General features: G+C 45.4%; 13 protein-coding genes. 12 read left to right on the top strand and 1 reads right to left on the bottom strand.

The window, feature by feature from the left end; translation table 11 throughout:
- Positions 1–140 precede the first annotated feature (140 nt).
- From gltB to ACXAER_RS14495, 12 genes are all read left to right on the top strand, one after another.
- On the top strand, positions 141–4,607 hold the full coding sequence (gene gltB, locus ACXAER_RS14550) for a glutamate synthase large subunit (protein WP_474830342.1): 4,467 nt from the start codon (positions 141–143) through the stop codon (positions 4,605–4,607).
- Between the two features lie 13 nt (positions 4,608–4,620).
- Entirely contained in the window at positions 4,621–6,036 is a 1,416-nt protein-coding gene (locus ACXAER_RS14545; RefSeq protein ID WP_474805255.1) for an FAD-dependent oxidoreductase, read from the top strand.
- A 198-nt stretch (positions 6,037–6,234) separates the two neighbouring features.
- Positions 6,235–6,630: a hypothetical protein gene (locus ACXAER_RS14540; RefSeq protein ID WP_474830340.1), complete on the top strand. Its 396-nt coding sequence runs from the start codon at positions 6,235–6,237 to the stop codon at positions 6,628–6,630.
- A gap of 208 nt (positions 6,631–6,838) precedes the next feature.
- Positions 6,839–7,426 (top strand): DUF2726 domain-containing protein, encoded by a 588-nt coding sequence (locus ACXAER_RS14535; RefSeq protein WP_474830338.1) that lies wholly within the window; start codon positions 6,839–6,841, stop codon positions 7,424–7,426.
- Positions 7,427–7,593: 167 nt separating this feature from the next.
- Complete coding sequence (locus tag ACXAER_RS14530; protein ID WP_474830336.1) at positions 7,594–8,295, top strand: 5'-methylthioadenosine/adenosylhomocysteine nucleosidase; 702 nt, start codon at positions 7,594–7,596, stop codon at positions 8,293–8,295.
- A gap of 1 nt (position 8,296) precedes the next feature.
- Positions 8,297–9,244, top strand: coding sequence for a cobalamin biosynthesis protein CobD/CbiB (locus ACXAER_RS14525; RefSeq protein WP_474830334.1), 948 nt, complete (start codon positions 8,297–8,299; stop codon positions 9,242–9,244).
- Positions 9,245–9,291: 47 nt separating this feature from the next.
- Positions 9,292–10,149, top strand: coding sequence for a cobalamin-binding protein (locus tag ACXAER_RS14520; protein WP_474830332.1), 858 nt, complete (start codon positions 9,292–9,294; stop codon positions 10,147–10,149).
- 59 nt (positions 10,150–10,208) lie between these two features.
- Positions 10,209–10,613, top strand: a complete 405-nt coding sequence (locus ACXAER_RS14515; protein ID WP_474830330.1) for a rhodanese-like domain-containing protein — start codon at positions 10,209–10,211, stop codon at positions 10,611–10,613.
- Positions 10,614–10,733: 120 nt separating this feature from the next.
- On the top strand, positions 10,734–11,135 hold the full coding sequence (locus ACXAER_RS14510) for a DUF2721 domain-containing protein (protein WP_474830328.1): 402 nt from the start codon (positions 10,734–10,736) through the stop codon (positions 11,133–11,135).
- Positions 11,132–11,728 (top strand): GNAT family N-acetyltransferase, encoded by a 597-nt coding sequence (locus tag ACXAER_RS14505; RefSeq protein ID WP_474830326.1) that lies wholly within the window; start codon positions 11,132–11,134, stop codon positions 11,726–11,728. The genes ACXAER_RS14510 and ACXAER_RS14505 overlap by 4 nt, the downstream gene beginning before the upstream one ends.
- A 39-nt stretch (positions 11,729–11,767) precedes the next feature.
- Positions 11,768–13,126: an NAD(P)/FAD-dependent oxidoreductase gene (locus ACXAER_RS14500; protein ID WP_474830324.1), complete on the top strand. Its 1,359-nt coding sequence runs from the start codon at positions 11,768–11,770 to the stop codon at positions 13,124–13,126.
- A 96-nt stretch (positions 13,127–13,222) separates the two neighbouring features.
- Positions 13,223–13,576: a DUF1428 domain-containing protein gene (locus ACXAER_RS14495; RefSeq protein ID WP_474830322.1), complete on the top strand. Its 354-nt coding sequence runs from the start codon at positions 13,223–13,225 to the stop codon at positions 13,574–13,576.
- A 15-nt stretch (positions 13,577–13,591) separates the two neighbouring features.
- Here the strand turns inward: ACXAER_RS14495 and ACXAER_RS14490 are convergent, their stop codons facing one another.
- On the bottom strand, positions 13,592–14,218 hold the full coding sequence (locus ACXAER_RS14490) for a hypothetical protein (RefSeq protein ID WP_474830320.1): 627 nt from the start codon (positions 14,216–14,218) through the stop codon (positions 13,592–13,594).
- Positions 14,219–14,231 lie beyond the last annotated feature (13 nt).

Below are 14,231 nucleotides of genomic sequence, written 5' to 3'. Positions count from 1 at the left end.
TAACGACAAGAAAGGCGCATGCCGCGAGCAATACCGCTCGCAGGTTCAAAAGACGTCTAATAATGTTGTGATACGCAAACCTAGGCGCATCTACACGCAACGCATACCTTGCCCAGTCAAAAGGTTGAAGGAGTTAAGAGATGAGTTTATATAATCCCAATGATTCCCGGGACAACTGTGGGTTTGGCTTAATTGCTCACACTCATGGGGAAGCCAGTCACGAATTGGTAACTACTGCTATACACGGTCTTGACCGTATGCAGCATCGTGGCGGTATCGCCGCCGACGGGAAAACCGGTGACGGATGTGGTTTATTACTACAGAAACCGGATGCGTTCTTCCATGCAATCGCCGAAGAAAATGGCTGGAAACTCAGCAAAAAATACGGCGTGGGCATGATTTTCTTAAGTCAGGACCCGGTACTTGCGCAAACTGCGCGTGAAGTACTTAATGAAGAACTAGAAAAAGAAACACTTTCAGTAGTGGGTTGGCGCGAAGTGCCTGTCGACCGCTCAGTACTGGGTGAATTAGCGCTTACAGGCGTTCCACAAATCGAGCAGGTTTTTGTTAACGCTCCAGCAGGCTGGAGAAAACGCGACCTAGAGCGTCGTTTGTATATGATCCGACGCCGCGCTGAAAAGCGACTAGAAGCAGATCCAGATTTTTACGTAGCATGCTTGTCAGGCTTAGTAACTATCTATAAAGGCTTGGTAATGCCTAAAGATTTACCTGCCTTTTATCACGATCTTGCCGATGAGCGTATGCAAAGCGCAATCTGCGTTTTCCACCAACGCTTTTCAACGAATACACTACCACGCTGGCCGCTAGCCCAACCTTTCCGTTTCCTTGCGCATAATGGTGAAATTAACACTATTAAAGGTAACCGCGACTGGGCAATGGCACGTGCCGCTAAGTTTTCAACGCCGCTTATCCCCGACCTTAAAGATGCTGCACCTTTTGTAAATACTGAAGGCTCAGACTCATCGTCACTGGATAACATGCTGGAGCTATTCCTCGCCGGTGGTATGGATTTATTCCGCGCCATGCGCTTGCTTGTTCCACCTGCATATCAAAATAACAAAACCATGGATGATGACCTTCGTGCATTCTACGAGTTTAACTCGATGCACATGGAACCATGGGATGGCCCTGCCGGCATCGTATTAACGAATGGCCGTCATGTTGCCTGTAACCTAGATAGAAATGGCCTACGTCCCGCACGTTACGTTATCACCAAAAATGGGTTTATAACTCTTGCCTCAGAAGTGGGTATTTGGGATTACGAGCAAGCTGACGTTATTGAAAAAGGCCGTGTAGGTCCAGGTGAAATGCTTGCTGTAGATACTTACACGGGCAAAATCTGGCGTTCTACGGAAATTGATGACGACTTGAAAGCGCGTCATCCATATAAAGAGTGGCTAGAAAAACACATTCGTCGTTTGACCCCTATCGAGCAGCTTGATGCCTCGCTAATTGGCAAACGCGTGTTTGACGATGATGCCATGGCGGTATATCACAAGCTACACGCCTACAGCTACGAAGAAATTCAGCAAGTGGTTAAAGTGCTTGCAAAAGACGGTCAAGAAGCCGTTGGCTCAATGGGTGACGACACGCCAATGGCGGTTATGTCTTCGCGCCAGCGTACCGTTTACGATTACTTCCGTCAGCAGTTTGCGCAGGTTACTAACCCGCCTATCGACCCGCTACGTGAAAACCACGTTATGTCGTTAGCAACCTGTATTGGCCGCGAGCAGAACGTCTTTAGCGAAACTTCAGGTTACGCTGACCGCGTGTTGTTCGACTCGCCTATATTAATGTATACCGATCTTAAGCAGCTACGTGAATTTAACCCTGACAACTATTATTCAGAGGTTGTAGAGCTTCAATACGCACCGCAAGAAGGCTTGAAGAAAGCCATTGAACGCGTGTGCAACGAAGTGGAAATGCTAGTTAAGAATAAACGTGCTGCGTTTGTTATTCTGTCTGACAGAAACATCAAACAAAACCGTTTGGTTATCCCAGCAGCAATGGCAGTGGGTGCGGTACAGCGCCGTCTTGTTGAAAAGTCATTGCGCTGTGACGCGAACGTTGTTGTTGAAACAGCTAGTGCCCGCGACCCGCATCACTTTGCGGTCCTTATCGGCTTAGGTGCCACTGCGGTTTACCCATTCCTTGCCTACGAAACTATCGAACAGCTTTGTGAAAAAGGTGAGCTGGATATTTCTCCTATGCAGGCCACGTTGAACTACCGTAAGGGTATCAACAAAGGCTTGTATAAGATTATGTCTAAGATGGGTATTAGCACCGTTGCTAGCTACCGTAGCTCTAAGCTGTTTGAAGCCGTGGGCGTAAACAACGAAGTAATGAACCTTTGCTTTAAAGGTGTAACTTCACGCATTCAGGGTGCGGGCTTTGATGATTTCCATCAAGACCTTGTGAACCTTAACCGAATTGCATGGCTTAAACGCAAATCTGTAGACCATGGCGGCTTGCTTAAATACGTTCACGGTGGCGAATATCACGCCTATAACCCAGACGTAGTAAGCACACTTCAAAAGGCTGTGGTGTCAGGTAACTACGATGACTATCAGCAGTATGCCAAGCTTGTTAACGAGCGTGCGCCTGCACACATTCGAGATTTACTGGCGCTTAACCCAGATTGCGATCCTATTGATATTGACGATGTTGAAGGGCCTGAGAATTTATTCCCACGCTTCGATACTGCAGCTATGTCAATCGGTGCACTAAGCCCTGAAGCGCACGAAGCGCTAGCGATTGCCATGAACCGCTTGGGCGGTCAGTCTAACTCGGGTGAAGGCGGCGAACACCCTTCTCGTTTTGGTACTGAAAAGAATTCAAAAATTAAGCAGGTAGCGTCAGGTCGCTTCGGTGTAACACCTCACTATTTGGTTAACGCTAATGTTATCCAAATTAAAGTGGCGCAAGGTGCTAAACCGGGTGAAGGTGGTCAGCTTCCTGGTGATAAAGTAAATAAATACATCGCACAGCTACGTTTCTCTGTGCCGGGTGTAACCCTTATTTCACCACCTCCGCACCACGATATTTACTCAATTGAAGATTTGGCTCAGCTAATTTTCGATTTGAAACAGGTTAATCCAACGGCGCTTATCTCGGTTAAGCTAGTATCTGAGCCGGGTGTTGGCACCATTGCAACGGGTGTGGCGAAAGCCTATGCCGACCTTATCACTGTTTCAGGTTACGACGGTGGCACAGGGGCAAGCCCATTAACGTCTGTTAAGTACGCCGGTAGTCCGTTCGAACTAGGCTTATCTGAAACGCAACAAGCCCTAATTGAAAACGGCTTGCGTCATAAAGTACGGGTTCAAACCGACGGTGGTTTGAAGACCGGTCTTGACGTAGTTAAGGCAGGTATTTTAGGTGCTGAGAGCTTTGGTTTCGGTACAGGCCCGATGGTAGCGCTTGGTTGTAAATACCTGCGTATTTGCCACTTGAACAACTGTGCAACCGGCGTTGCTACGCAGGATCAAAAACTGCGTGACGACCACTTCATTGGCTTACCTGATATGGTAATGAACTACTTTAAGTTTATTGCCCAAGAAGTGCGTGAAATCATGGCATCTATGGGTATTGCTAAGTTCGACGACCTTGTTGGTCGCACAGAGCTACTAAAAGTGTTAGATGGCATTACCGCTAAGCAAAACCGCTTAGATTTGTCTCCGTTACTAGCACAGCCTAAAGCTGGCGACCATACGCGCTTATTCTGCTCACAAACGACCAACGCGCCTATCGATAAAGGCGAGTTGAACGCGCAGATGCTTAAAGACGGCCAGCAAGCGGTTGTTGAAGGTAAATCTATTACCCTTAAGTACCCTATTCGCAATACGGACCGTTCTGTCGGTGCATTGCTATCAGGTGAAATTGCCAAGCATCACGGTAATCACGACTTTGAAGATACACCAATTAAAGTAGAGCTTACCGGTACTGCAGGTCAGAGCTTCGGCGTGTGGAACGCTGGCGGTCTGCATATGCACCTTGAAGGCGATGCAAACGATTACGTGGGTAAAGGTATGACTGGCGGTAAGCTTGTTATTCACCCGCCGCGTGATATTTCGTATGACGCCCACGACAGCGCCATTATGGGCAACACCTGCCTTTACGGTGCGACAGGCGGTAAGCTGTTTGCAGCTGGTCGTGCTGGTGAGCGCTTTGGCGTACGTAATTCAGGTGCTATTGCAGTAGTGGAAGGTATTGGCGATAACGGCTGTGAATATATGACAGGCGGTATCGTGGCAGTTCTTGGTCCGGTAGGTGTGAATTTCGGTGCCGGTATGACAGGTGGTTTCGCTTATCTTATGGATGATGGCGACGACCTTGATAACCGTGTTAATGCCGAGCTTGTTGATGTTATGCCTATTGAAGACAAAGCGATTCTTGCTGAGCACTTACGTGGCTTAATCAATCAGCATTACGAAGAAACAGGAAGTGAGCACTCGTTGTCGCTGCTTACTGATTTCGCCGCAACGCTGAAACGCTTTAAGCTTATTAAGCCAAAAACCAGTGATGTGAAAAACTTGCTTGGTCACATCAGTCGTTCAAGTGCTGAATTACGCATTCAGGCTCAGTAGGAGGATTTAGTTTATGGCAAAGAACGTATATCAATTTGTCGATGTTGAACGTATCGATCCGCCTAAAAAGCCGATCATGGTACGTAAACAAGAGTTTGCGGAAATTTATCAGCCGCTAAGCCAATCTCAAACCGAAGGCCAAGCAGATCGCTGCTTGGACTGCGGTAACCCGTATTGTGAATGGAAGTGCCCCGTGCACAACTACATTCCTCAGTGGTTAAGCTTGGCAAATGAGGGCCGTATTCTAGAAGCAGCGGAACTTTCTCATAAAACCAACAGCTTGCCGGAGGTATGTGGTCGCGTATGTCCACAGGACAGACTGTGTGAAGGTGCGTGTACACTGAATGACGATTTTGGCGCTGTTACTATTGGTAGTATTGAAAAATACATTACAGATACCGCATTCAAAATGGGCTGGCGCCCAGATATGTCTGACGTGGTATGGACCGACAAGAAAGTGGCAATCGTAGGTGCAGGCCCTGCTGGTCTTGCATGTGCTGATATTCTGGTTCGTAACGGCGTCAAACCTGTTGTTTACGACAAATACGAAGAAATTGGTGGCCTACTTACATTCGGTATTCCGTCTTTTAAATTAGAGAAAGATGTAATCAAGCTACGCCGCCAAATCTTTACCGAGATGGGTGTTGAGTTCGTACTTAACACTGAAATTGGTAAAGACATCCAGTTCCAGGATTTGCTTGATAAATACGATGCAGTATTTCTGGGCATGGGTACGTACAAGTCGATGCAAGGTGGTTTCGATAACGAACACGTTGAAGGCGTATATGATGCACTTCCTTTCCTTATAGCCAACACCAACCGCGTAATGGGCCTTGAAAAAGATCCTGCTGATTTTGTTGATATGAAAGGCAAGCGTGTGGTTGTGCTAGGTGGTGGTGATACCACCATGGACTGTGTACGCACCTCAATTCGTCAAGACGCTGCGCAAGTAACCTGTGCATATCGTCGTGACGAAGAAAGTATGCCTGGTTCACGCCGCGAAGTTGTTAATGCGAAAGAAGAAGGCGTTGAGTTTAAATTCAACCTACAGCCTCTTGATATAGCCGTTGATGAAAACGGAAAAGCCTGTGGCGTTAAGTTCGTGAAAACTGAAATGGGGCCGCCAGATGTAAATGGTCGCCGCCGCCCTGTTGAAGTAGAGGGTTCAGAGCACGTACTAGAAGCTGACGCGGTAATTATCGCTTTCGGCTTCCAGCCAAGCCCTGCGCCATGGTTCGCTGACTTCGGCATTATGCTTGATGAAAAAGGTCGCGTACGCGCACCTTCTGCAGGTAAGTTTGCTTTCCAGACCTCTCACCCGCAAGTATTTGCCGGTGGTGATATGGTACGTGGTAGTGACTTGGTAGTTACTGCTATCGACGAAGGCCGCAAAGCCGCCGAAGGTATCATGGATTATATTGGCGTTTAACCTTAGCTAACTAAGGCCTGTTGTCCTTTTAAGAAAAGCTCGATGGTACTGCTATCGAGCTTTTTTTGATTGTTAACGCCAAGAAATTAGCGAAGACACCGCTAATACCCCAAGGTTTAGTTGAAGCTAAAAGATTACGCCTATATGATTATCAAAATAATTTAAAATAAGATCGCACATCGGATAAAGGATCTACCTATGAAGCAATTAAACACCAAAAAACTTGTATTTTGTTTAGCGTTAGCCTCGGCGGCAAGCAATACTTGCTTTGCCGACACCATTGCAGTAGATACTTCGAGCAAACAGCGTATTGTGTCTTGCCCTGCAGAGTTTCAACAGGTAAAAATTTCCGATGATGCAAGGCAATGCCAAGCGTTTGAGAAAAATGTTACATCGGTAATGGTCTATCACTCTCCAAGTGCCCCCAGTGAAATGCTTACCGTATATCAAACTGCACACCCATCGTTAAAGACTCATTCTCCTATCAAAGGTCGCACACTTCTCTCTTCTGAAGATAAGGCAGTTAGGGTTGTTATAAGTCCTGATAATTCTGGCTCTCAGGTTGATATTCTGGTCACCTCAAAAAACCAATAAATACTTCGTAAAAATTTGCCAGCAATATCCATTGTTGGCACCCGCTTTGCAATTTCATCAATAACTACTTCATGACAGCAATAAGCGTCATTTTTATGACGCCTATGCCGTAAACAAAGGTCACGCTGCTAAGTCATATTTATTAGACGCAGCTGGCTTTGGGCTACTTCTGTTATGACTTTTTCTATTGATATTTGTGAGGGTTACGATGGAATTGGCAATTATTTTAATGATGTTACTTATTGTCGTTGCACTAGGTGCCATAAAGTTGTCAGACGGTGGAGTCGCTTTTCCATTTAGGCGGAAAGCACAATTATTCACTCCGGTAGAGCATACTTTTTTAAACCTTATTGAACAGGCCATGGGTCGAGAGTTTAGGATAGTGTGCCGCGTACGTCTTAATGATCTGGTTTCAGTACGTCAAACAGCCAACAAGAAGACAGCAAGCCAAGCGCTTAGCAGAGCATCCAGCAGACAACTCGACTTTGTACTGGTCGACAAACAAGATATGAGCCCTGTAATGGCTATCGATTTGGTTCATAGCCAAGGGAAAGAAGGTTACAAAGCGCAAAAGGATTGGTTTGTAACCGGTGCATTAGATGCAGCCGGCGTTCCTCACGCGCGAATTAAAGTAAAATCTGGCTACACCGTCGATGACATTAGGGAATGTTTGGAAAACAAACTTATTCCGTATCGCCGCTTACAGAACAAGATGGCTCAATTGCCAACGCATAACCCGGAGCCACCTAAGCGTCCTACTCGCCCGGTTCGCTCAAGCAGACCAGCGGCTGCCTAATACGATTAATTCGAACTTCCCCTAGCCTTTGTTACTTTCCTGTTTTCTTACTCTCAAATAGCGGTAACAAAGGCATTTTTCTGTCAGTTTCTCTATTTTCCTTATACAATTAGTGCATTCAATAGCGTGTTCACGCTTTTAACTCTCTTAACACCCTCGGTAATGTTATGAAAAAAATTGGTATTTTAGGTGCAATGGATGAAGAAGTTGCGCTACTTAAAGCATCGCTTTGGAACGTAAAAGAAACACAGTGGAAACACCTTACATTCTATGAAGGCACACTCAACGACATTGAAGTGGTGTTGGTTAAATGCGGCATTGGTAAAGTAGCAGCGGCTATCGCTACCACTGTATTGATTGAGCAGTACGCTCCTGATGCAGTGGTTAATACAGGTTCTGCCGGTGGTTTCGATAAAGACCTGAATATTGGTGATTTAGTGATAGCAAGTCACGTTATTCACCACGACGCCGATTTAACTCATTTTGGTTACAAGCTTGGCCAATGTGCGGGGATGCCTGAAGATTTTCGCTGTGATACCGCATTGATGGAAACAGCACGTAGCGCAGCTGCAGAGATTACCTCATTGCAATCGACGACAGGCTTGATTTGCACCGGTGACGCATTTATCGGTAGCGATGAAGCGGTAGCAGAGTTGCGTGAAAACTTCCCTGATATGAAGGCAGTAGAAATGGAAGGTGCGGCTATTGGTCAAACCTGCCATATGCTCGACACACCGTTTCTTGTGATTCGCTCATTATCAGATATAGCTGGTAAAACATCATCAGTGAGCTTTAAAGAATATTTAGATACTGCTGCTAAGCATTCTGCACAGCTCGTTATGGCAATGATCCAGGCCCTCGCAAAATAAGATGTTAGAGGTAATTAGCGACCCGCAATATCAGTCGCTATTAGTACTTTGGCTGGCTATTGCCGTAGATGCCTTGTGGTGCTGGCCCCAAAGTACTCACCCCCTAACACTTATGCGCTACCTTGTTTTGCAAATGGGGCGTAAAGTAGTGCCATCTCGCGATTTCGGTCCATCACAGCACTACATTTCGGGTTCGTTAGCTGCGTTGGTCCTACTTGCGCCTTTGGTAATTTGTGTCGCTATCTTCGTTTATATGGCGCAATACCCCGTTTTCTTTGAAGCAATTGTTCTTGTCGCACTGCTCGATTTTGGCTACCAGCGCCAGCAGTATAAAAAAGTACTGGCAAGTGTAGGTAGAAACAAAAAATCGCTTGCCCGAGAAATGGTCCAAACCATTACCGCACGACAATGTAACTCTTTAACAGATATCGGTATTGCTAAAGCAGCGATTGAGTCGCTTTGGCTTAAATTTCTTTACCTGTATTGCGGCGTTATTTTTTACTTTGTGGTTGCAGGGCCAATAGGCGCATTGATCTATAGATTACTTCTGCTTACGTCGTGGCAATGGCACTACCGCACGCCTGGTATGGAACTCTTTGCCAAACCAGTGCGCAAACTGGTTTATTTACTTACCCTTCCACCCGCTGCTGTTGGCGGCCTCATAACTTTGCTAATTAGCCATCCTATAAAAGCGCTTCGTGCAATGAAACGTTCACCTGAAAAAGATAAAACGTCTCTACTTTTGGCGCTTATAGGTGGTGTGTTAGATGTAAAATTGGGTGGCCCAGCATTTTATGCCAATAAGAAAATCCGATATGCCCGCGTAGGAGGCACAAATGACGTTAAGTATTCTCACATGTTAAAAGCTAAAAACATGGTTACTTTGGCAATGATAGTAATTAGTGCATTTGCTTCTTTAACCCTGTTCGCCATGACCGTTGCGCTATGAAAATGTTGCGTGCACTAGGTGCTTTTTCTTTTTTTCTGCTGTGCTCAATGCCTATTTGCGCGCATGCTAACAAAGCAACAGAGCCTACCGTTGGGACAAGAAAAATTACCAACGAAGAGCAGCTTCCTTTCGGCGGTTTGACTAAACAATTGGATGCGGAACCTTCCGACTTAAAAATAATTAGCCTAGCACCACATCTTACAGAATGGGTATTTAGTTTAGGTTTAGGTTCAAACCTTGTAGGTGTAAGCGACTACAGTGACTATCCAGAAGCAGCAAAAAAAATTCAACGGGTAGCCGATTTTCAAGGCGCTGATATTGCCGCCATAGTGGCATTAGAACCGGATTTAATACTGGCTTGGGATGGAGGAAACAAGCCTCAAGATATCCATAAACTCTCTTCAATGGGGCTTGATGTATTTACCAGCAAGGTTGGAAAAATCACAGATATTGCTGGTGAAATAAAAAGGCTTGGCGCACTTACTAACACGCAAAAAAAAGCCACCCAGCTCACCAATGACTTTCTCAGCGAGTTAAAAAACCTACGACAAAAATACGATATCGAGCCACGTACACCGGTGTTTTACTATTCGTGGACAGCGCCACTTATGACTATTGGCCCCAATGCATGGGGAAATAAACTATTAAATGTTTGTGGGGCGCAAACGCTATTTCACGATAGCCCGATAGATTACCCTCAAGTAGCGGTTAAAGACGTGCTAGTTCGCCAACCCCATGCACTCATTGCCGCCTCAAAGAGTTCACACAAAGACCTAGAAGTATTTTGGCGCGCTCATCGCCGGTTCCTTGATGCACCGCTTATTGTGGTCGACCCGGATGTCACTAGCCGCTTTTCACTACGATTAATAAGTGAACTAAAATCATTATGCGAAGGTATTAAATAAAACGCATAAGCGTTATACTTAAGTCTAAAATATCAGTAAGAAGGTAAGAGCATCATTTCATGCGGATTGTCGTTGCGGGTTTTCTAGTTGTTGTTTGCGTTTCATTATTTGTGTCGCTTCAGTGCACCGCGAAAGCGACGGCACAAGCTTCTGTTGCCGCTTCTCCTTATCTTATTGAACGGGTCGCTAACAACGACTGGCTGCTTATTGATGTTCGCTCACCTAAAGAGTTTGCCGATGGTCACATTCCTGGCGCGGTAAATATGCCCCACGAGAATATCAATGAATATCTTAGTGAGTTGGAAGACCACAAAAACAAACCTATCATTATCTATTGCCGTTCTGGCAGAAGAGCTAAACTCGCCATGAAAGTGCTGGAAGAACTCGATTTTTCTGAAGTTATGCATTTAGAAGGCGACATGTTAGGCTGGAGCGCGGCAGGCATGACAGTGGACAGGATGTAGTCTAGTTGCTTTTCCCTGAAAACCACGCAATGCTCTATAAACCAAGCTCTTAGCTGATGACTGTGTGTAACGCATCCCCTGTGATACACTCGTTTTATTCGACGATTGCATGAAACACCTATGAAAATAGATATTGCTACTCCGGCTATGTTATTTCCGGCGATTTCTTTATTGCTTCTAGCCTATACCAATCGCTTTTTAACCCTCGCGACCATCATCCGAAACTTTTCAAAAGAAGAGAAAGATGACAACACTCAAGCGCAAATAAAAAACCTTCGGTTGCGCATTCAACTTATTAAGCGTATGCAAATAGCGGGGGTGGGCAGCTTTTTTCTTTGTGTGGTCTCAATGTTGGCCATTTATCTCACCTATCAACAAGTGGGAAACTGGGTTTTCGCGGCAAGTTTAGTGTCACTACTATATTCATTGTGGATGTCGGTAAGAGAAATTTTGATTTCTGTAGAAGCGTTAGATGTTCACCTTGATGGGATGAAAAACGCCCCTTATAAAGAAAAAACATGACGCCAGCCACTCAAACGGATCATTTAGTTCAAAGCAATATAACTTACGAGCAGTTAGCGCCTGAGTTTTTTGCAGGCGTGATTTCTCTTGGTAATTACGTACATGGTGACAACTACCTCACTAGCGAGTTACTAGCTGACTACTATGCTAAAAGCTTTGTTGGCGACATTAATGCTAGTTGGGTAGCGCTATACAAAAATAAGGTAGTGGGTTTCAGACTGACCTTCGCACATACTCAATGGAAAATAGATGAATGGTGCAGCTCTTCCCTTTGGCCGGTAGATTCAAATACGGTGTGCTATTTCAAATGCAATACTGTAGACCCCGCTATGCAGGGCTGTGGAATTGGCAGTATGCTATTAAGCAAGTCTATAGAATGTGCGAAAGCGCAAGGTGCAGAAGCGGGTTTAGCGCATATTTGGTTGGCAAGCCCGGGCAATAGTGCATTTAAATACTTCACCAAAAATGGCGGCCAATTGATAAAAAAACACGCCAACAAATGGCGCTACGCATCTATTCACGAGGGCTATGATTGCCCAGTCTGTGAGGGCTACTGTGAATGTGAAGGTGCGGAAATGCTACTACAATTCTAATGCCCAACATGACGTAAACGCTCACAGCCATCTTATTTTATGACCTACGACCCTCTTATTTCCCGCGGCGTTTCATCAATGCTTCCCGCGCCCAAAAGCTACTGGCATGCCACGCATAAGGTGTCAGCACTGCCGCCTTTAAACAAGAAGGTAAATACAGAATACCTTGTTATTGGAGGTGGCTATACCGGCTTGTCTGCTGCAATTACGCTTGCTCAAGCTAAGCAGGACGTTACGCTACTTGATGCAAACTCACTTGGATTTGGCTGTGCAGGCCGCAATGGCGGTTTTATCCTTTCTGGAAGCGGTAGACTGTCATTAAGCGCTATAGAAGATAAATGGGGTCATACAGTCGCCATGGGCATGAAGGACGAGTTTAACGGTGCCGTAGATTTGCTTAAAAAGCGTATTGCAGACTTTGATATGCAGGTCGATTTAGTAGAAGGGCCTTATTTAAAATTGGCCCATAACGTTAAGCAAGCAGAGCAACTATGCGCCAGTGCTAATCATCTTGCATCTAACTTCAATGTACCAAGCACTACCCTCTCTTCAAAAGACCTAACAGCCCGTTTTGGTATAGAAGGGGCTTACAGTGGCGTCGAACTTGAAGGCGCGTGTTTACACCCTTTAAAACTAGCAAGTGAATATGCAAGAGTCGCTAAAGAACTTGGTGCCACGCTTTTCTACGACTCACCTGCCATTCGTATTGAAAAGCAAAAAACAGGGTTCCTTGCCACCACGCCAAGCGGCTCAGTATCAGCTAAGCATATACTCATTGCTACTAACGCCTATACTCCAAAACGCTTTCACGAGAGCGTAGACAATAAGCAATTCCCCGTACAGTCGAGTATCTTTGTTACCGCTCCTTTGAGCAATGAGCAACGTGCTTCGACAGGGTTGACCACCCCCATGAGTTTTATGGATACGCGGATGATGAAATACTACTATCGCGTATTACCAGATGGTCGATTGTTATTTGGCGGTCGTGGTGCCGTAAAAGGTAAAGATGCGAATAACGCTAGAGAGAAGCAGCGACTCTATAACGCCATGGTAAAAAGCTTTCCAGCACTTAAAGGTATCGCCATGGACTATTTTTGGAGTGGTTGGGTGAGCGTGTCAATAGATAGCATGCCACGTATTTTCGTAGACAGTGAAGCGAGCAGTAATAACGCAAACCGTTCTGCTTATTCTATCGGTTATGCTATGGGATATTGTGGTTCAGGGGTTTCCTTTGCCGCTTTTGCCGGACAGCGCCTCGCTCAACGAATGATGGGCACAAGCGACGTCGATTTATCTCTTCCTATTTATCAATCGCCGCTTAAAACATACCCGTTTCCCAAGGCAAGAAGACTAGCGCTGCACGGTTTATATCAGTGGGCTAAAATTGCAGAGCGTTAGTCTTAGAGAGTTTTGCGGAAGTCTGCCGTTTTGACCATTGCACACTGTTTATTATTTAGGCTATGTTAGTATTCTAATCACTGACGGAGCCACCTCATGTCATACATCGATGCCTTTGCTGTAGCCGTTCCCACTGAAAATAGAGCGTTATACATTGAACACGCCAAACTCGCTGGTGATATTTTTAAAGAGTATGGTGCCATTAAAATTCTTGAAGCTTGGGGTGACGATGTACCCGATGGTGAAATAACGTCTTTTCCTTTAGCGGTAAAAGCCAAAGAAAATGAAACTGTGGTGTTTTCCATTGCGTTTTGGCCATCAAAAGAAGTGCGTGACACCGCATGGCAAAAAGTGATGGAAGATCCCAGAATGCAGGAAACCGAAAACCCCATGCCTTTTGACGGTAAACGCCTTATTTATGGGGGCTTCGCTCCTATTCTTGAATTATAAAGGTACAGCTCTTAGCTATTTCATATCGTCTATTTTCGCCAACGCCGACGGCAAATCGGCGTTTAACTTTTTGTACCTGCGGTATACGATAAAAACGACCACGCTGTTTATCAAAAGCTGTGTTCCCCACAGCGTGAAGGCATTAAACATCAGTACATTAAAGACGGCGAGTGCCAGCAATCCACACCAGAGTATCGTGCATCCATACAAACTGACTTTCCAATAGTGTAATTGCTGTTTCAATTGAGTTTGTTTAAAAGACAGCATCGACTGCACATCTAATGTTTCGGTTTTCCACTGCTTTTGTCTTACCCAATATCCCCATATTCCAAAAGCAGCAGGAATAGGAGTAAGTACTGAAAAAAGTACAAATTGATAGGTAGTCAATGGCTCAAACAGCACTAATGTTAAGCACCACACTGACACCGCTAGTCCGAGAACTAGGTCGAGAATCCCTTTGGCTTTAAGTTTAAACCTAGCCTTCTTGGTTTCTTTTATCAGTGCATTTGTATCCACTGATGGCGTTGCCTCTTTATACGCACTTTGCCACTGTGCGAGCTGCTTATCTAATTCACTCATGCTCGAACGGTTAATACTCACATTTGATCCTTCTTCACTCATAGCTTTTGCATGATCGCTCATGGCTTATTTATCC

The sequence above is a fragment of the Alteromonas sp. AWJ4_199 genome (genome assembly GCF_056159165.1).
This window is presented reverse-complemented; position numbering and strand designations above follow the sequence as displayed.